Source organism: Nocardia sp. alder85J (assembly GCF_020176955.2).
Classification (GTDB): domain Bacteria; phylum Actinomycetota; class Actinomycetes; order Mycobacteriales; family Mycobacteriaceae; genus Nocardia.
The window spans coordinates 809,025-826,004 of the sequence record NZ_JAIUCZ020000003.1; the positions used below are offsets into that span (position 1 = coordinate 809,025).

The 16,980-nt window shown below is 69.0% G+C and carries 19 protein-coding genes and 1 tRNA gene; 7 read left to right on the top strand and 13 right to left on the bottom strand.

Annotated features, from left to right (window positions below):
- Positions 1-11 precede the first annotated feature (11 nt).
- Positions 12-686: a Crp/Fnr family transcriptional regulator gene (locus LBW94_RS14875; protein WP_019931704.1), complete on the top strand. Its 675-nt coding sequence runs from the start codon at positions 12-14 to the stop codon at positions 684-686.
- Between the two features lie 25 nt (positions 687-711).
- Here LBW94_RS14875 and LBW94_RS14880 read toward each other — a convergent pair whose 3' ends face one another.
- The 3 genes from LBW94_RS14880 to LBW94_RS14890 form a co-directional block, all read right to left on the bottom strand.
- Positions 712-1,503 (bottom strand): MBL fold metallo-hydrolase, encoded by a 792-nt coding sequence (locus LBW94_RS14880; protein ID WP_225061606.1) that lies wholly within the window; start codon positions 1,501-1,503, stop codon positions 712-714.
- Between the two features lie 70 nt (positions 1,504-1,573).
- A complete protein-coding gene (locus LBW94_RS14885; protein ID WP_225061605.1) occupies positions 1,574-2,047 on the bottom strand; it encodes a RidA family protein in 474 nt (157 codons plus the stop codon).
- A complete protein-coding gene (locus tag LBW94_RS14890; protein ID WP_153349195.1) occupies positions 2,047-2,211 on the bottom strand; it encodes a DUF4177 domain-containing protein in 165 nt (54 codons plus the stop codon). Before LBW94_RS14890 ends, LBW94_RS14885 begins: the two co-directional genes overlap by 1 nt.
- A gap of 194 nt (positions 2,212-2,405) precedes the next feature.
- Here LBW94_RS14890 and LBW94_RS14895 point away from each other — a divergent pair, with 194 nt between their 5' ends.
- Positions 2,406-3,464: an ArsA-related P-loop ATPase gene (locus LBW94_RS14895; RefSeq protein WP_416276888.1), complete on the top strand. Its 1,059-nt coding sequence runs from the start codon at positions 2,406-2,408 to the stop codon at positions 3,462-3,464.
- On the top strand, positions 3,464-4,615 hold the full coding sequence (locus LBW94_RS14900) for an ArsA family ATPase (RefSeq protein WP_225061604.1): 1,152 nt from the start codon (positions 3,464-3,466) through the stop codon (positions 4,613-4,615). The genes LBW94_RS14895 and LBW94_RS14900 overlap by 1 nt, the downstream gene beginning before the upstream one ends.
- Before the next feature lie 88 nt (positions 4,616-4,703).
- On the opposite strand, the gene LBW94_RS14905 is transcribed toward LBW94_RS14900, so the two are convergent.
- Positions 4,704-5,027, bottom strand: coding sequence for a WhiB family transcriptional regulator (locus tag LBW94_RS14905; RefSeq protein WP_067569470.1), 324 nt, complete (start codon positions 5,025-5,027; stop codon positions 4,704-4,706).
- Between the two features lie 330 nt (positions 5,028-5,357).
- On the opposite strand from LBW94_RS14905, the gene LBW94_RS14910 reads away from it, so the two are divergent.
- Positions 5,358-7,709, top strand: coding sequence for a transglycosylase domain-containing protein (locus LBW94_RS14910; RefSeq protein WP_225061602.1), 2,352 nt, complete (start codon positions 5,358-5,360; stop codon positions 7,707-7,709).
- An 82-nt stretch (positions 7,710-7,791) separates the two neighbouring features.
- Here LBW94_RS14910 and LBW94_RS14915 read toward each other — a convergent pair whose 3' ends face one another.
- Complete coding sequence (locus tag LBW94_RS14915) at positions 7,792-8,256, bottom strand: GatB/YqeY domain-containing protein (protein WP_225061601.1); 465 nt, start codon at positions 8,254-8,256, stop codon at positions 7,792-7,794.
- A gap of 110 nt (positions 8,257-8,366) precedes the next feature.
- Between LBW94_RS14915 and LBW94_RS14920 the strand changes: the two genes are divergently transcribed.
- The 3 genes from LBW94_RS14920 (at position 8,367) to LBW94_RS14930 (ending at position 10,859) form a co-directional block, all read left to right on the top strand.
- Complete coding sequence (locus tag LBW94_RS14920; RefSeq protein WP_225061600.1) at positions 8,367-9,329, top strand: metallophosphoesterase; 963 nt, start codon at positions 8,367-8,369, stop codon at positions 9,327-9,329.
- Positions 9,330-9,358: 29 nt separating this feature from the next.
- Positions 9,359-10,711: a hypothetical protein gene (locus tag LBW94_RS14925; RefSeq protein ID WP_266271081.1), complete on the top strand. Its 1,353-nt coding sequence runs from the start codon at positions 9,359-9,361 to the stop codon at positions 10,709-10,711.
- Between the two features lie 74 nt (positions 10,712-10,785).
- Positions 10,786-10,859: transfer RNA gene (locus LBW94_RS14930), tRNA-Pro, on the top strand.
- A gap of 116 nt (positions 10,860-10,975) precedes the next feature.
- On the opposite strand, the gene LBW94_RS14935 is transcribed toward LBW94_RS14930, so the two are convergent.
- The 8 genes from LBW94_RS14935 to LBW94_RS14970 form a co-directional block, all read right to left on the bottom strand.
- Complete coding sequence (locus LBW94_RS14935; protein ID WP_225061599.1) at positions 10,976-12,187, bottom strand: tyrosine-type recombinase/integrase; 1,212 nt, start codon at positions 12,185-12,187, stop codon at positions 10,976-10,978.
- A 4-nt stretch (positions 12,188-12,191) separates the two neighbouring features.
- On the bottom strand, positions 12,192-12,386 hold the full coding sequence (locus LBW94_RS14940) for a helix-turn-helix domain-containing protein (RefSeq protein ID WP_225061598.1): 195 nt from the start codon (positions 12,384-12,386) through the stop codon (positions 12,192-12,194).
- A gap of 15 nt (positions 12,387-12,401) precedes the next feature.
- Positions 12,402-14,099 carry a helitron helicase-like domain-containing protein gene (locus LBW94_RS14945; RefSeq protein ID WP_225061630.1) on the bottom strand — a complete coding sequence of 566 codons (1,698 nt, stop codon included), beginning with the start codon at positions 14,097-14,099 and terminating at the stop codon, positions 12,402-12,404.
- Positions 14,100-14,253: 154 nt separating this feature from the next.
- Complete coding sequence (locus LBW94_RS14950) at positions 14,254-14,565, bottom strand: hypothetical protein (protein WP_225061597.1); 312 nt, start codon at positions 14,563-14,565, stop codon at positions 14,254-14,256.
- Between the two features lie 46 nt (positions 14,566-14,611).
- Positions 14,612-14,914: a hypothetical protein gene (locus LBW94_RS14955; RefSeq protein WP_225061596.1), complete on the bottom strand. Its 303-nt coding sequence runs from the start codon at positions 14,912-14,914 to the stop codon at positions 14,612-14,614.
- A gap of 31 nt (positions 14,915-14,945) precedes the next feature.
- Positions 14,946-15,371: a DUF4913 domain-containing protein gene (locus tag LBW94_RS14960; RefSeq protein ID WP_225061595.1), complete on the bottom strand. Its 426-nt coding sequence runs from the start codon at positions 15,369-15,371 to the stop codon at positions 14,946-14,948.
- Positions 15,368-15,553 (bottom strand): hypothetical protein, encoded by a 186-nt coding sequence (locus LBW94_RS14965; RefSeq protein ID WP_225061594.1) that lies wholly within the window; start codon positions 15,551-15,553, stop codon positions 15,368-15,370. The genes LBW94_RS14960 and LBW94_RS14965 overlap by 4 nt, the downstream gene beginning before the upstream one ends.
- 112 nt (positions 15,554-15,665) lie before the next feature.
- Positions 15,666-16,979 carry an FtsK/SpoIIIE domain-containing protein gene (locus LBW94_RS14970; RefSeq protein WP_225061593.1) on the bottom strand — a complete coding sequence of 438 codons (1,314 nt, stop codon included), beginning with the start codon at positions 16,977-16,979 and terminating at the stop codon, positions 15,666-15,668.
- Position 16,980 lies beyond the last annotated feature (1 nt).

The following is a 16,980-nucleotide window of genomic DNA, read 5'->3' on the forward strand; positions in this document are numbered from 1 at the left end:
GGAGCACATTCGTGGACGAGGCCCTCGCCAGAGCAGGCATCTTCCAAGGCGTCGAGCCCACCGCGGTCGCGGCTCTCGCCAAACAACTGGAGCCGGTGGACTTCCCCCGCGGACACGTCATCTTCAACGAGGGTGAGCCCGGCGATCGGCTGTACATCATCACTTCGGGCAAGGTGAAGATCGGCCGCCGTTCTCCGGACGGCCGCGAGAATCTGCTGACCATCATGGGCCCGTCGGACATGTTCGGCGAGCTGTCCATCTTCGACCCGGGCCCGCGCACGTCGACGGCGACGACGGTCACCGAGGTCCGCGCGGTCACCATGGACCGCGATGCGCTCAAGGCGTGGATCGATCAGCGTCCGGAGATCGCCGAGCAGCTGCTGCGGGTGCTCGCCCGCCGGCTGCGCCGCACCAACAACAACCTGGCCGACCTGATCTTCACCGACGTGCCGGGCCGGGTCGCCAAGGCGCTCTTGCAGCTGGCCCAGCGTTTCGGCACGCAGGAGGCCGGCGCGCTGCGGGTGACCCACGACCTCACCCAGGAGGAGATCGCCCAGCTGGTCGGCGCCTCCCGGGAGACCGTGAACAAAGCGCTCGCCGACTTCGCACACCGCGGCTGGCTGCGGCTGGAGGGTAAGAGCGTCCTGATCACCGATTCCGAGCGGCTGGCGCGCCGGGCCCGATAGGGTCCGCGCCCGGCCCGCCCGGCACTCAGTTCCGGCTGCGCAAGTACGACAGCTGTGCCTGTACCGAGCTCTGCGCGACCGGCCAGAGGCTCTTGTCGACGTCGGCGTAGACCCGTTCCACGACCTGCTCGGGCGAGGCGTCGGCGCCGAGCACCAGCAACGCCTCCCGGACCTGGTCGAGGCGTTCTCGCCGGTGCCGGATGTAGTAGCGGACGACCTGTTCGGCGGCCGCGTGGTCGGGGCCGTGGGCGGGCAACAGGGCCCGCCCCGCCGCCACGTCCACCAGCTGGTCCATCGAGTCCAGATAGTCGCCGAGGGCGCCGTCGCGGGCTTCCAGCACGGTGGTACCGCTGCCGAGGACGGTATCGCCGGTCAGTACCGCGTCGTCGAGCAGGAAGCTGAGCGAATCCTCGGTGTGACCGGGAGTGGCCAGCACGGTGATGTGCAGGCCCGCCGCCTCCACGACCTCACCGTCGGCCAGCGGCTGCACCGCACCCCGCAGGAAGCGGGTGTCGGCCGCGCGCACCGGCGTACCGGTCAGCTCGACCAGCCGATCGATGCCGTCGGTGTGGTCGGGGTGCTGGTGGGTGATCAGGGTGAGCGCGATCGCGCCGCCGGTCTCCCGCACGATCGCGTCGGTATGGGCGTGGTCCTCGGGCCCAGGATCGACCACGACGTAGTCGGATCGGCCGGGGGCCCGCAGAATCCAGGTGTTCGTGCCGTCCAGCGTCATCTGGCCCGGGTTGTTCGCGAGCAGTACCGAGGCGGTCGCGGTGACCGGGCGCAATTGCCCGTACGCGGGGTGAGAGAGGGTCATACCGTGTCCTAACGCCCTGGGCTCCAACGACTTCCAGTATCCCCACCCGGGCCGTCCGGCCGATCGCGAGTTACCGCACCTCGACGATGATCTCCACCTCGACCGGGGTGTCCCGCGGCAGTTCCGCGACCCCGACCGCGGACCGGGCGTGCCGACCGGCCTCGCCGAACACCTCGCCCAGGAATTCGGAGGCGCCGTTGATCACCACCGGCTGATCGCCGAATCCGGGGGCAGAGGCGACGAAGCCGACGACCTTGACCACCCGCACCACCTCGTCGAGCCCGACCAGGTCGTGCACGGCGGCGAGCGCGTTGAGCGCGCACAGCCGGGCCGCCTCGGTGGCCTGTTCGACGCTCACCTCGGCGCCGACCTTGCCGGTCACCGGCAGCACGCCGTTCACGAACGGCAACTGCCCGGAGGTGTAGACCAGCGAACCGGTCCGGACGGCGGGAATGTAGGTGGCCACGGGGGCCACCACCGGCGGCAGCTCCACGCCGAGCCGGTCCAGGTTCGCGCGCCAGCCGGTGACGGACACCGTGGCCATCAGTTCTTCGCTCGCTTCAGGTAGGCGACATGCTGCTCGCCGGTCGGGCCGGGGAGCACCGTGACCAATTCCCAGCCGTCGGCTCCCCACTGGTCCAGGATCTGCTTCGTCGCATGCGTCAGCAGCGGCACGGTCGCATATTCCCACACGGTCGCATCACTCATGCCGCAGAGCGTATCGGTGCCCGAGCGCGCCGAGAACCCCTGGGCTCACCCGGATCACGATCGAACCGGCGGCCGGTCACCGCCGAGCCGATCACCCCGGGATCACACCGGCCGGCACGGCCGCGGTTGTGGTCTACCAGACACTGGCGCTATCCCGTGTCCGGGCGATTTGAACCAGTTATAGGCTCGCGAACGTGGGAGTACCGACGACGGTGCCCGTTTCGGTGGAGGCGGGGCAGGAACGAGGGTGGCCGGAACGAGCCGACAAGGCGCGGCTGCACTACGTCTCCGGCAAGGGCGGAACCGGGAAGTCGACGGTCTCCGCGGCGCTGGCGCTGGCGCTGGCCGCCGGTGGACGGCGGGTGCTGCTGGTGGAGGTGGAGGGCCGGCAGTCGATCGCGCAGCTGTTCGACCTGCCACCGCTGCCGCCGACCGAGACCAAGATCGCGACCGCCGACGGCGGCGGGGAGGTGATGGCGCTCGCCCTCGACATCGAACATGCGTTCCTGGAGTACCTGGACATGTTCTACAACCTCGGCTTCGCGGGGCGCGCGATGCGGCGGATGGGCGCCATCGAATTCGTCACCACGATCGCGCCGGGCCTGCGGGACGTCATCCTCACCGGCAAGATCAAGGAGTGCGTCGTGCGCACGACCAAGACCGGCAGCGGTAAGGACGCCGCCACCCGGCCGGTCTACGACGAGATCGTGGTGGACGCCCCGCCGACCGGGCGGATCGCCGGATTCCTGGACGTCACCAAGGTGATGGCCGAGGTGGCCAAGGGCGGGCCGATCGCGGCGCAGGCCGAAGGCGTGTCCACCCTGCTGCATTCGGATCAGACCGTCGTCCACCTCGTCACCCTGCTGGAGGCGCTGCCGGTGCAGGAGACCGCCGATGCGGTGGCCGAACTGACCGAGGCGGACTTCCGGATCGGCACGGTGATCGTGAACCGTGCCACCACCAGCTATCTGCCGATCGAACTGCGCGCCCGCGCCGCCGCCGGCGACATCGACGCCGACGCGGTTCGCACCGAACTCGCAGCCCAGGGCATCACCCTGTCCGACAACGACTTGCAGGGCCTGCTGCGGGAGACCGTGGAGCATTCCGCGAGCCTGCGGGCCCAGGACGACAGCGCGACCGAACTGGCTCCGGTGGCGGGCAGCCGGATGTACCTGACCTCGCTGCCGGGCGGCATGGACCTGGGCGGGCTGTACGAGCTGGCCGAGCAGCTGACGGCACAGGGGGTGCGCTGATGACCGCGCCGAGTACCGCGCCCGCCCTGGACATCGCGGGCATCATCGCCGACCCGGACGCCCGCGTGGTGGTGTGCTGCGGCTCCGGCGGTGTCGGCAAGACCACCACAGCCGCCGCGATCGCGTTGCGGGCCGCGGAATCCGGCCGCAAGGTGGTGGTGCTGACCATCGACCCGGCCCGCCGGCTGGCGCAGTCGCTGGGGGTCGACGATCTGGACAACAGCCCGCAGCGGGTGCCGCTGGGCCCGGAGGTGCCGGGCGAACTGCACGCGATGATGCTGAACATGCGCCGCACCTTCGACGAGATGGTGCTGGAGCACGCCAGCCCCGAGAAGGCCGAGCAGATCTTCGCCAATCCGTTCTATCAAGCGGTCGCCTCGTCCTTCGGCGGGACGCAGGAGTACATGGCGATGGAGAAACTGGGCCACCTGGTCGGGCGGCGGGAGTGGGACCTGGTCGTGGTCGACACCCCGCCCTCGCGCAACGCCCTGGACTTCCTGGACGCGCCGAAACGGCTGGGCACCTTCCTCAACGGCCGGATGATCCGGGTGATCATGGCGCCGGGCCGCGGTGTCGGTAAGATCGTCACCGGCGCGATGAGCCTGGCGGTGCGCGGTGTCTCGACGATCGTCGGCGGCCAGATGCTCAAGGACGCCTCAGTGTTCCTGCAATCGCTGGAGACGCTGTTCGGCGGCTTCCAGGACCGCGCCGAGCGCACCTACGCGATGCTGTCGCAGCCGGGCACCCACTTCCTGGTGGTCGCCGCCGCGGAACCGGATGCGCTGCGCGAGGCGTCGTTCTTCGTCGACCGGCTCTCCACGGATCGCCTGCCGCCGGCGGGCCTGGTGCTCAACCGCACCCATCCGGTGTTGTGCTCGCTGTCGCCGGCCCAGGCGCTGGCGGCCGCCGATCGACTCGCCCCCGAGGACAGCACCGGGACCGATGCCGCCGCGCTCACCGCCGACGTGCTGCGCATCCACGCCCACCGGGCCCTGACCGCGAAGCGGGAACAGCATCTGCTGCTGCGCTTCACCGGCGCCCACCCCCGGGTGCCGATCGTCGCGGTGACCGCGCTGCCCTTCGAGGTCTCGGACCTGGAGGCGCTGCGGGCCGTCGGCGATCAGCTGACCGGCTCGCGATCGGCCGACTGAGCGCCGGGCCGCGACACGCCCGGGGCGAAGCGCGCAAAAAGACACGGTCCGAGCCCGATTCGGGCCCGGACCGTCGGATGCGAAACAGTTACATGGCTACCTTCTGCGTACGCTGGACCCGGAAGAAGTCGGCCCAGGACGTGACCTCCGGATGCTGTTTGAGCAGTGCGCGACGCTGCCGTTCGGTCATGCCACCCCACACCCCGAACTCCACGCGGTTGTCGAGGGCATCGGCACCGCACTCCATCAGCACCGGGCAGTGCCGGCAGATGGTGGCTGCCTTGCGCTGCGCCGCACCGCGCACGAACAGCTGGTCGGGGTCCACTTCTTTGCATCGCGCCTGGGACACCCAGGCGATCCTTGCTTCGGCCTGCTCCACGTCCAATCGAGCGATGGGGGTAGTCATGTGCATTTGGTGTGCCCCTTTGCAGTCCGAACACCGGTCAACGGCGCTCCGGAATCGCGTGCAGCACACAGCAACCCAACCCCGCTGCGAACTGCACCACATTCCACTTTGAGTGTTAGCTCTATCACACTGGGTTCTCAATCTAGGTAAAGGTATGAGCTTGCGCAAGACCGTCTCCCGCTTTTCTGGTACGAACGTCCCTGCAATTGCGATAAAGAACCGATCGGTCGGATTTGTATGACCGACACGCCCGGACCGACGCGCCGTGACCAGGCACGAGGCCGGACGTATGGACGCATACCACGGACAATCCGCCGGGGAATTAGGCTTGCACCCGTGCCGACCTCACGATCGCTCGCGAGACTGGCCGGAGCGTGTGTGCTCGCGGCCGTAATCGTCGCCGGGCTGCTCTTCCCACTCGCCGGTGGCTTCGGCTATGTGTCCAACCGAGCCGCCGACACCGTCGACAACGTTTCCGCGGAACTGGTGGAGGGCACGGTGCCCGCGGTGTCGACCATGGTCGACGCCAGCGGCGCCCCCATCGCCTGGCTCTACGAGCAACGCCGCTTCGAGGTGCCCAGTGACAAGATCGCCAACGACATGAAGCTGGCGATCGTGTCCATCGAGGACCGTCGCTTCGCCGAACACGGCGGCGTCGACTGGCAGGGCACCTTCCGCGCCTTCCTGACCAACACCTCCTCCGGCGGTGTGCAGCAGGGTGGTTCGACCATCGACCAGCAGTACGTGAAGAACTTCCAGCTGCTGGTGGTGGCCAAGACCGACGCCGAGCGCCGCGCGGCGGTGGAGACCACCCCCGCCCGCAAGCTGCGCGAGATCCGGATGGCGCTGAACCTGGAGAAGCAGCTCAGCAAGGACGAGATCCTCACCCGGTATCTGAATCTGGTGCCGTTCGGCAACGGTTCCTACGGGATCCAGGACGCCGCGCAGACCTACTTCGGCGTCGACGCCAAGGATCTGACCATGCCGCAGGCCGCGATGCTCGCGGGCATGGTGCAGAGCTCCTCCAAGCTCAACCCGTACACCAACACCGCGGGCGTGCTGGAGCGCCGGAACACCGTGCTGGACACGCTGATCCAGAACATCCCCAGCCGCGCCGACGAATTCCGCAAGGACAAGGCCGAGCCGCTGAGCGTGCTGCCGGAGCCGAAGGCGCTGCCGCGCGGCTGTATCGCCGCCGGCGACCGCGGCTTCTTCTGCGACTACGCGATGCAGTACCTGGCCAACGCCGGGATCAGCGCGGACCAGCTCGACAAGGGCGGTTACCTGATCCGCACCACCCTGGACCCGGCGGTGCAGAACTCGATCAAGGCGTCGGTCGACTCGGTGACCAAACCCGATCTCGACGACATCGCCGAGGTGATGAGCATCATCGCGCCCGGCCAGGATTCGCACGCGCTGCTGGCGATGGTGTCCAGCCGCGAGTACGGCCTCGACGGCGGGGCCCATCAAACCGTGCAGCCACAGCCGTATTCGATGGTCGGCGACGGCGCCGGGTCGATCTTCAAGATCTTCACCACCGCCGCGGCGATGGAGAAGGGCCTCGGCATCGCCTCCGAACTCGACGTGCCGCCGTTCTTCGCGGCCAAGGGCATGGGTAACGGCGGCGCCGCCGGCTGCCCGCCCGAGACCTACTGCGTCAAGAACGCCGGCAACTACCGGTCGCCGATGACGGTGACCGAGGCGCTGGCCCAGTCGCCGAACACCGCGTTCGTCAAGCTGATCCAGGACGTGGGCGTCACCCCGGCCGTGGATATGGCGTTGCGGCTGGGCATGCGCTCGTACGCCGATCCGGGCACCTCCGGCCACGGCAACCAGAGCCTCGCCGACATGATCAAGCAGCAGAACCTGGGCTCGTTCACGCTGGGCCCGGTGGCGATCAACCCGCTGGAGTTGTCCAATGTGGCCGCCACGATCGCGTCGTCGGGCAAGTGGTGCCCGCCCACCCCGATCCGGGAGGTGCTGGACCGCAACGGCAAACAGGTGCCGTTGACCCAGCAGCCCTGTGAGCAGGTGATCGAGCCGGGCCTGGCGGAGACGCTGGCCAACGCGCTGGGTCAGGACGCCGTCGGCGGTACCGCGGCCGGGTCGGCGCGGTCCGTCGGCTGGAGCGTGCCGGTGTCCGCGAAGACGGGTACCACCGAAACGCACCGCTCCTCGGCCTTCCTGGGCTTCACCAGCTCGATGGCCGGCGCCGCCTACATCTACGGCGACTCACCCACCCCCGGCGAGATCTGCTCGTACCCGCTGCGCAGCTGTGGCGACGGCAACCTGTACGGCGGTAACGAACCGGCGCGCAGCTGGTTCGGCGGGATCAAGCCGGTGCTCGACCACTTCCCGCCGACCGCGTTCCCGCCGACCGACGAGAAGTACGTGCGCGGCGCCAACAACGCGCAGATCCCCGAGGTCGCCGGCATGTCCCAGGCGGAGGCGAACGCGGCGCTGGTCGCCGCGGGCTTCCGGGTGTCGGTGGTGCCGCAGCCGGGCTCGCAGCCCAAGGGCGTGGCAATCGGCACCTCGCCCAACGGATCCGCGATCCCGGGCTCGATGGTCACGCTCAACGTCAGCGACGGCACCCAGCTCGCCCCACCGCCGCCGCCGGCGCCCGCACCGCTACCGGCGCCGCCGCGGCTGCCACCGATCCCCATCCCGATCCCGCTGCCCCGCTAGCGACCGAGGGCCTCGCACCGTCCGGTGCGAGGCCCTCGTCGTGAGATCCGGTGTCCCGGTGGGCGGGGGCCCACCGGAGGGGTCACAGTCGCGATTTCACCGCCGCGGACACCCGGGAGCCGTCGGCGCGACCCGCGGCCAGCCGGGTGGCGACCTTCATGACCTGGCCCATCTGCTTCATCGTGGGCCGGGCGCCGAGTTCCTCGGCGACGTCCGCGATCGCGGTGTCGGCGATGTCGGCGACCTCGGCGTCGGTGAGCGGAGTGGGCAGGTACTCGTCGATGATCGCCTCTTCGGCGCGCTCGTTGGCGGCCAGCTCACCACGACCGGCCTGTTCGTAGACCACGGCCGCCTCGTTGCGCTTCTTCGCCTCCTTGGCGAGCACGGCGATCACGTCGGAGTCCGTGAGTTCCCGGGCCTGCGGACCGGCGACCTCGGCGTTCTGCACCGCGGCCAGCAACATGCGCACGGTGCCGAGGCGCAGCGCGTCCTTGCTCTTCATCGCCGCGGTGAGATCGGCACGCAGCTTCGACTTCAGTTCCGACATGCGCCACACGCTATCGGGGCACGACCGGGATCTCACCTGATTTGCCCGGTCCGTGTCCCTGTGCCGAATCACACCGGGCGTCCGTCACACCGGTCGCCTATCCTGATCGAATGCCGGTATTCTCGTCCCCCGCACTCCAACGGGTCGCTCTGGGCGCCGTCGGCGCGGCAGCAGCCGGAGTCGGCTACGCCTCGCTGATCGAGCGCAACGCCTTCACGCTGCGCGAGGCCACGCTACCGGTGTTGAAACCGGGGTCGTCGAGCCTGCGCGTGCTACACGTGAGTGATCTGCACATGACGCCCGGCCAGCGGCTCAAGCAGGCGTGGGTGCGCGAGTTGGGCCGGCTGGAGCCCGACCTGGTGGTCAACACCGGCGACAATCTGGCCCACCCGCGAGCGGTGCCGGCGGTGGTGCAGTCACTGTCGGGCCTGCTCTCGCGGCCGGGCCTGTTCTGCTTCGGCAGCAACGACTATTTCGCGCCCGTGCCGAAGAACCCCTTCAAGTACTTCGACAAGGATCACAAGCGGGTCTACGGCGCTCCGCTGCCCTGGCAGGACCTGCGCGCGGCCTTCGCCGAGCGCGGCTGGCTGGATCTCACCCACGTCCGGCGCGACCTGGAGGTCGCCGGAATCAAGATCGCGACCGCCGGCGTCGACGATCCGCACCTCCAGCGCGACCGCTACGACACCGTCGCGGGCACCCCGAATCCGCTGGCGGACCTCAGCATCGGCCTGACCCATTCGCCCGAGCCGCGGGTGCTGGACCGCTTCGCCGGCGACGGCTACGACCTGGTGCTGGCCGGGCACACGCACGGCGGCCAGCTGTGCGTGCCCGGTTTCGGCGCGCTGGTCACCAATTGCGGCATCGACCGCTCCCGGGTGAAGGGACCGTCCCGATGGGGCTCGCACACCCGGCTGCACGTGTCCGCGGGCCTGGGCACCTCGCCCTGGGCGCCGTACCGGTTCTGCTGCCGCCCGGAGGCGACGCTGCTCACCCTGGTCGCGGCCGCGCCCGACCGACCGGCCTCGGACAGCGGCCGTGGTGTTTCGGAATCGGAGGCGGTCGCGCGCTAGGGGCGTGCCGACATGAGGCAGGGGTTCAGTTGAGCAGTGGGATCCAACCGCAACCCGGCGACGGGAGCGGCCCGAGACCGGACCCGGCGGAGGAAGCACCGACCAAGCGGATCGTTCGCGAGCGGCCGGACACCGCCGGTCCCGCAGCGTCATCCGCCGACGCGTCGGCGACCGAGATGTTCCCCCGCTCGGAACCACCCGGCGCACCGGCCACCGAAATGCCGCACCGGACACCGGATCTCCCTCCGGCGGCCCCCGCCGCCCCGGAGACCCGGCAACCGGCCGTCCCCACTCACCATCTCCCCCAACCGGATTCGACTCCGGGCGGGCAACCCGGCGCACCGTACCCACTTCCCGGCGGCCCGCACACCGGCTCCTATCCACCCGTATGGCCCGCCCAGCCCGCGGACGCCACCCGGCAACTGGACTTCCGCACCCCCGGTCTCCCGCAACACCCCACGCCGCCACCGGATTTCGGCTACCGCCCGAACACCGGCGCCTACCCGCCGGTCACCGGCACACCCCACCCGGAACAACCCTGGCACCTCGGTGCCTACCCGAATCCCGCTGCGCCGCAACCGTATTCGACCGGACAGCATCCGGCCTGGCCCGGCCACCAGCCGCCCGCCGGCGGCCGCACCCGGCTGTACGTCGGCATCGCGGCCGTGATCGCGGTGGTCGCCGCGGGCATCACCGTCGCGGTGATCGCCACCGGCCAGCACTCCGGCACCGCCGCGGGATCCAGTTCCCCGACGATGATCAGCGCACTGACCAGTGACACCCCCGCTCCCGGCGGCAGCGCCCAGCCCGGCCCGGCCACCGGATCGGCCCCCGGCCCGGCTGCGGCGGCGGTCATCCCCGGCTACCAGGTCGTCTCGGTCCCCGCCCGCGGCGCCGCCTACGACGTCCCCAAGGATTGGGTGGTCGACGCCGTCGGCACCGCGATCTGGGGCGACCCCCCGGACAGCATGGAGATCGCCGGTCTCACCCAGGAGGGCAAGGACTACTGCCCGAACTACGTGCGCACCAACGCATTCCTGACCGTGTCGTCACAATCCGACCCGGCCCGGGCCGCCGCCGACGTCGGCACCCGCATGGCCAAGATCGGCTGGTCCACCGCCACCGGCTCCACCGCCGGCGCCGCCGAATCGCTCACCTCCCTGGACGGGCAACTCCACGGCTCGTTCGTGGAGATCACCGGCTCGGCCCCCGCCCCCGCCCCCGGCTGCGCCTCCACCTTCGCCGTCTACACCTTCGCCTTCCCCAACGAGAACGGCAGCTTCGTGATGACCGTCGCCGCCGACACCGGCGTCCCGAAATCCATCGACAAGGACACCGCCAAAAAGATCTTGGCCAGCATCCGCCCTCTCCAGGGCCACTGACCCCTCCAGGGCAGATGACCAGGCGATTTAGCAGATAGCACGACCTTGTTATAAGCTAGCGCAGGTTCACTTCACGGGGTGTGGCGCAGCTTGGTAGCGCGCTTCGTTCGGGACGAAGAGGTCGCAGGTTCAAATCCTGTCACCCCGACTCGTGTGTGGAGACACGACAGGACCCCCCTGACCAGCTTGTCTGGTGAGGGGGTCCTACTCGTTGAAGGCCGGGCCGACGCCGAGACGAGACATGCAGGCAGCGAGAAGGCAGCATCAGCCCGCCGGCCGATCCGCGCCGTCGCCGAGCAGTCCCCGGATTCCGTCGTGATCATCGGTGCGGCGAACGTAGAGCTGCATCGTGGTCGTCACCTCCTCGTGCCCGAGGATTTTCGCCAGCCGATGCGGCGGAATTCCGTCGTCGGCCAGCCAAGTGCCGTAGGAGTGCCGCAGGTCGTGGAAGCGGAGCCCGCCGTGCTCGGAGCGGGCCACGTGCACCACCGCCTGTTCGTAGCGAGCGAAGACCTGCGAGTGCACGTCCCCGTCCACATCCATCCACACCGCCTCGAACTTGCCGGAAACTTCCTCCACCTCACCAAGCAGCCCCGCCCGCACCAGCGCCGGGCGCCACACCCGCGATCGGAACGAGGTCCGACTCAGTGGCCGACCCACCTCGTTGCCGAAGATCGGATCACGCTCCCCTACCGGATGGGCCGCCAGGTACTCCCCCAGCTCATCGGCCAGCCAGCCCGGAAGCGGGATCGATCGCCGCCCGGCACCGGACTTCGGGTACGGCTTGAACTCGGTGTGACCGGCCACCTCGGTGATAGTGCGCACAACCCACACCATGCCGTTGTCCAAGTCCACCGCGTCACGCCGTAGGCCGACCGCCTCACCCCAGCGCATCCCCGTGAACGCCGCCGTCGCCACGAGCACCCGATACCGCTCCGGCCGCACCGCCGGCACAAGCAACTCCCGCACCTCTTGCCGAGAGATCACCTGGTCGTCGGTGTCACGCACCCGCCGCTTCGGAATCCGAACGCCCACGGTCGGATCGACACCGATGAGCCGGTTCTTCACTGCCGAGCGCATCACGCCGGACATCAACCGCTTGCACTCGGCGACCGTCGCCCGGGACCGCCTTGCCGAGAGATCCGTGATCCACTTCTGCACCGACAGATTGTCGATCTTGCCCAGCTGCCAGTCCTTCCACTGCGGCAGCACGTGAGTCCTCATGATCGACTCATCACGAGCCCTCGTGGTGCGCTCGATGTTCCACACGGCCATCCACTCCCCCGCATGATCACCGAAGCGGGTCCGGCCCGCGTGCGGGGACACGTAGGTGCCGTTCGACCGCGACACCTCCACCTGCGCGAGGAACGCCTTCGCCTCCCGCTCCGTACCGAAGGTCTTCGACCGCTGCGACCCGGACGGTTCACGCCAATACGCCTTGAACTTCCCGCCCGCCGTTTTGTCCACGAAACCCATTGCGCTACACCGCTTCCGGGAGATCGCAGTTATCCAGCCAGGCATGGAAGACTTTCCGCGGCACCAGCCACCGCCGACCGACCCGCTTCGCCGGAATCTCGCCAGCACGCACCGCGCGGTAGGCATTCCCGCGGGACAGGCCGAGCAGCTCGGCCACCTCCTCCACGCTGTACGCCGCCATTTCCCGTGTCCCGATCATCCCCACTTCTCCTTCCTATGCCGCAACCGGCATATCCGAAACCTGTTGCACTACAGGTGGTCCCACCAGCCCGAGCGCGGTGTTGTACTCGTTCTGCCACACCGTCCGCTGCGCGATGGCCGAGAAGATGAGTTGCTCGCGCCGCGGCACGTCCGGGTCCGACGCTTCGGTCAACCGCACGATCCAGCCCTGTGACTGGGCCTGTTTCGCGGCGCCGACCGCGCCGAGGACTTGCCGAACGAATTCGATCCGGTCCGCCTTGTGATCCGGCAGGGTCTTGTTGCTCCACCGCCGCGACACCAGCACCCGACGCCCCCGCAACCCGAGGGTGTCCCGCCGGTGCGCCTTGCCCTTGCAGCGGCCCGGTTGGGTCTTCGCGGTCGCGTTCCGTGGGGAGATGCCGTACCGCAGCCAGACCGCGCAGGTCGGGGAGCACGGGGTGCGCTGCAGCTCGGCGTGCAACCGGTCGTAGTGCCGGCGGGTCCGTTCGTTCGGCGCGTCCAGGACCTCACCGATCGACTTCGTGAGGTACTTGGTCAGGTAGCCGATCAACCGATTCGCGTCCTTGCTTCCGCCGAGGACGCCTCGGGCTTTGTTCGGCCGGACCGGACCGTGTTCACCGTCCGCGTCCAGATCCAGGCCGCCGGCGGCGATGTCGACAGTCTTGGCCTGGACACCCCACCGGATCACGTGCGCTGGCTCCACGTCGTCGACCTGGTCCATGATCGCGCGCGCGTCATCGAAGGATGTGAGGACGTATCCGGAGTCCGGGTCGACAAATGCGTGCGCCTGGTAGTCCCAGACCGGCATGCGGTCGTCGGTGTAGACCTCGAGGTCGAAGTGCGGCCACCACACCGACTGATAGGTCCCCGCCAGAATCTGCGCGATCAGCTCGTGCGGGTCGGTACCGCGGATCGCGATATGCGCGTGCGGGGCACCGCGGCGTTGCGGTTCCACGGTCGCGAAGTACTGCACATCCCTGCCCGCGGCACGCCGCCAATTCTGCATGGTCCGGTCGAACAACTGGGGGAAGAAGATCGCATCGCGGGCCGCGCGGCGGTAGTCGTAGGTATCCGGGTCGACCGGGGAGCCGTCGCCGCACACCTCTCCTTGCTTGTTGGTCGCGCCGTCACGGTGGCACGGCCCGTACGAGTCCAGGGTGACCGTGAGGAACATCGACGGCTGATGCTTGCCCGCGAACGTCCGGCCCACCGTGGTTTTCGCGATCTTCTTGCGTGGCAGGTTCGGGACATCCTGCCGGCGCCGCGTCGACTTCACTCGGCGCGGCTTCGAGACCGCGTCGATACCGGGGATCCGGCCCTGCAAGCCCGATTCCCGGAGTTCCCGGTCCAGATCCGCGATCACCTCCCGGAAGCCCTGGGCCGTCTGCTCGTCGTCCGCATCGCGAGCGGCCCGGTATTCGGCGAGCAGGTCCGCACGGGCGGTCAACAGGTCTTTCTGGTGGCCGGTGGGTGCCCGGCGGGTGGAGACGGGTTCGGTGGTCATGTGCCAGCCCTCGTGGCATTGGGTCACCCGCAGCGCTTTGGCTTTCTTCGCGCAGCACGGACAATCCGACGCCCGGGTCGTCTTGCACGCCGCCGCAACATATTTCGATTCACCGGTGTCGGGTTTGAACGCGCGCATCGGGACCGGTCGCCGGCACACCCCGTACTGTTCGGCCGCCGCCTGCGCGATGTCGACGAGGTTCGGCATCGCCCGCCGGTCCGCCGCGGTCTGCCGGGCCGGGGTGTCTGCGGAGTCGGCCGAAACGGCCCCACCGGTGTTGCTGGTGGAGCCGTTCGGGTCGACGGCAGTGTCGCCGTTCACGCCACATCCTCTCTGCCGCTCGGTCATTCGGGGAGTCCGGTCATCGGTCGCGTTCCATCCCGCGGTCCCGTTCCCGGTCGCGTTCGGCCCGGCGCTGCTGGCGGTAGTTGCGTTCCTCGTCGCGTTTGGCGTACTCGGTGGCGACGCCGAGGATCGCGGTCATGTGCTGCGCTTCGCCCGCGGTCAAGGTGATGACGGTTTCGCCGTCGCGGTCGCGGACGCCAAGTTTCACCTGCTCGCCCTGCACCAGCACCAGCGCGTGACGCTCGTTGTCGTCATCGCTGACACCGTCCCAGTCGTCGCCCCACTCCTCCGGGTCGTTGCCGTACTCGTCGTAGTCCGGTTCCTGCATCACGAATCTCCTTGTCTGCGTTCGGTTTCAGTCGATGCCAGGCGGGTCACCAGATACCGCGTTCGAGGGCGCGTTCACGGTCACGCTCCAGCTGCATCCGGCGGCGATGCCACCGTTCCTGGTCGCGTTGAGCGCGATCGGCCGCAAGACTGAGGAGACGGCTCAGCTCACGGGCTTCCGCAGCCGACATCGTGACCACGGTTTCGATAGCCGCGTCACGCACAGCGATCTTCACCTTGTCGCCCTCGAACCGCACCACCGCGTGCCGCTCTTCGGCCTCACTGCCGATCCCCTCCCAATCGCTGCCCCGGTCCTCTTCGTCGTCCCGGTCGTCCCAATCCGGTGCCATCACGAATCTCCTTGTCTCTGTCGGGTTTTTCTCACGCCACTACGGGCGGGTGAGCGGGGGTGAACAGGCCGGCGTCGTGGGCGGCATCCAGGTCGGTGGGCAACGGCCGCAACAGGGTCTTGTGGCCGGTGGCGCAGTACTTGAACGGGCCGGACACGCTCAGCAGGGCCGACATGTGCGGTTCGCAATCACCGAGCCACCAGCTACTCACCCGCGCCGCGGTGGTGGCCTGTTCGCGGGTCCGCCACAGCAGGGTCAGCCGCTCCAGCGCTTCCGGGTGCTGCCACCACTGCCGGCACCACACCGTGTCGATCGTGTCGGTAGCCTGCCTGGCGTACACCACCGACAGGTAACCGGTCACGAACTCGCCCAGCGACGGCCACGACCGCTGTGGCAACTCCCCGTCCTCACGAATCGAATTGATACGCAACGACTTCCGGGTCGGAATGGTGGTCATTCGGTTGCCTCCGAGGGATCGAACAGCGATAGCTGATCGCGGCACGACCACCGCGGCAGCTCCCGCGGCTTCGGTTTCGCCGGCCGATTCTTCGACCGCTGCACCTGCTCGGCCGCAGCCTTCACGATCGGATTCACCTGCCGGGCAGCCGGGTTCGGCGACTGATTGCTCTTCGCGGTCACGCGAGCACCTCCCCGTCGTCGGGGGACTGCACACCGCACAGGCCCCGGCGGTCGGCGAACTCCCGCAGCCAGATCCGGTCATCCAGCACCGAATCGAAGTCGTCGTAGTGCCTCACGCCGCCACCGCCGCACCATCACCGGGGATCTCGTCGTCGCCGAGGTCGTCCGGATCGAACCCGGAGTAGTCCTCGGACGGGCCGGTGATCACCGGAGCCGGGGAATACGTGGCGACGATCGCGTCCGCGGTGGCGTCGTCGACCCAGAACGCCCGGACCCGCACGAACTCCGCGGTACCGTCCTCTCCGACGAACGCGACACCCGGGGTGTTCTCCGAGATCCGGTCGCACCGTGCACCGCGATCCCGGGCGCCCTGCCCGTGCACCATGGCCGTCTGAGTCGGTTCGTCCAGCCGCAGGCCGACACGGATCGGGAACAACTGCCGGTTGGGCATCGTCTCCTTGGACGGGTCCTGCAACGCCGCCACCACCGATACCGCCGCCGCACGGCCCTGCGACAACAGCAGGCCGGTCAGGCGCCGGAACTCCTGCTGCTCCTCACGGGTGGCGTACGACGACAGCGACGCTGCCTCATCGATGATGATCAGGATCAACGGCTCATCGGCGGTCGGGACGTGCTTGCGGGTGCCGGCGGCACGCATACTCGCCAGCCGGTTCCGCATCGTGTCCACCGCTTCGGCGAGCATCGCGAGGATGGTGGTGGAGTCGGTGGTGAACCGAACGAACAGCTTGTCCTCACCGCGGCCGAACTCCGCACCGCCTTTCGGGTCCGCCATCCACACGTCCACCAACCCCGTCTTGATCGCGGGACCGATCCCGGCGAGGATCGACCAGATCACCGAGCCCTTCCCCGAGCCCATCGCACCCGCGACGAGGGTGTGCCCGTACAGCAGCCGCAACCGCCACAGGCCACCGTCCTCGCGGATACCGATCGGGACCGCCTCCAGGTCCACCACGTCGGGGGCCGCCGCCGGCAACGGTGCCGGGGCAGCGAGGACATCGAACGTCCTCACCTGGAGACGGACGAATCCCGGAAACGCTTGCACCGCAGTCACTTCCGGAACCCCGATGTACTGGGCCAACGCATCCAGGGTGCCTGCGTCGGTCCAGGTCTTGAGGTTCTGCCCACCGCGCAACTGCACCTCCGCGTCGAGACCGTGGGTGGTGTAGACGACGTCGGTGACGTGCGGGAACCCGTGCTCGGCCGACCCGAGTCCCAGTGCCAGCCACATGTGCTGTTCCTGCGCCCGGTTGCAGAAACACAGCACCGCCGGCCGGAGCTCCACCGGAGCAGCCGCCACGTAATCACCCGTGGCAGGCGCCGCGGCTTTCGCCGGGGTGCGGGACCAGCGCAGCATTTTCGCGCCGGCCAGCAACACCGTCCCACCGGTGATCAACGCGCGCGCCATT

Excerpts from the sequence above, each read along its gene's own strand:
- LBW94_RS14880 (WP_225061606.1), bottom strand. The coding sequence starts at position 1,503 with ATGACCCTCTCTCACCCCGCGTACGGGCAATTGCGCCCGGTCACCGCG.
- LBW94_RS14885 (WP_225061605.1), bottom strand. The coding sequence starts at position 2,047 with ATGGCCACGGTGTCCGTCACCGGCTGGCGCGCGAACCTGGACCGGCTC.
- LBW94_RS14890 (WP_153349195.1), bottom strand. The coding sequence starts at position 2,211 with ATGAGTGATGCGACCGTGTGGGAATATGCGACCGTGCCGCTGCTGACG.
- LBW94_RS14900 (WP_225061604.1), top strand. The coding sequence starts at position 3,464 with ATGACCGCGCCGAGTACCGCGCCCGCCCTGGACATCGCGGGCATCATC.
- LBW94_RS14905 (WP_067569470.1), bottom strand. The coding sequence starts at position 5,027 with ATGCACATGACTACCCCCATCGCTCGATTGGACGTGGAGCAGGCCGAA.
- LBW94_RS14915 (WP_225061601.1), bottom strand. The coding sequence starts at position 8,256 with ATGTCGGAACTGAAGTCGAAGCTGCGTGCCGATCTCACCGCGGCGATG.
- LBW94_RS14920 (WP_225061600.1), top strand. The coding sequence starts at position 8,367 with ATGCCGGTATTCTCGTCCCCCGCACTCCAACGGGTCGCTCTGGGCGCC.
- LBW94_RS14935 (WP_225061599.1), bottom strand. The coding sequence starts at position 12,187 with ATGGGTTTCGTGGACAAAACGGCGGGCGGGAAGTTCAAGGCGTATTGG.
- LBW94_RS14940 (WP_225061598.1), bottom strand. The coding sequence starts at position 12,386 with ATGATCGGGACACGGGAAATGGCGGCGTACAGCGTGGAGGAGGTGGCC.
- LBW94_RS14945 (WP_225061630.1), bottom strand. The coding sequence starts at position 14,099 with ATGCCGAACCTCGTCGACATCGCGCAGGCGGCGGCCGAACAGTACGGG.
- LBW94_RS14950 (WP_225061597.1), bottom strand. The coding sequence starts at position 14,565 with ATGCAGGAACCGGACTACGACGAGTACGGCAACGACCCGGAGGAGTGG.
- LBW94_RS14955 (WP_225061596.1), bottom strand. The coding sequence starts at position 14,914 with ATGGCACCGGATTGGGACGACCGGGACGACGAAGAGGACCGGGGCAGC.
- LBW94_RS14960 (WP_225061595.1), bottom strand. The coding sequence starts at position 15,371 with ATGACCACCATTCCGACCCGGAAGTCGTTGCGTATCAATTCGATTCGT.
- LBW94_RS14970 (WP_225061593.1), bottom strand. The coding sequence starts at position 16,979 with ATGGCGCGCGCGTTGATCACCGGTGGGACGGTGTTGCTGGCCGGCGCG.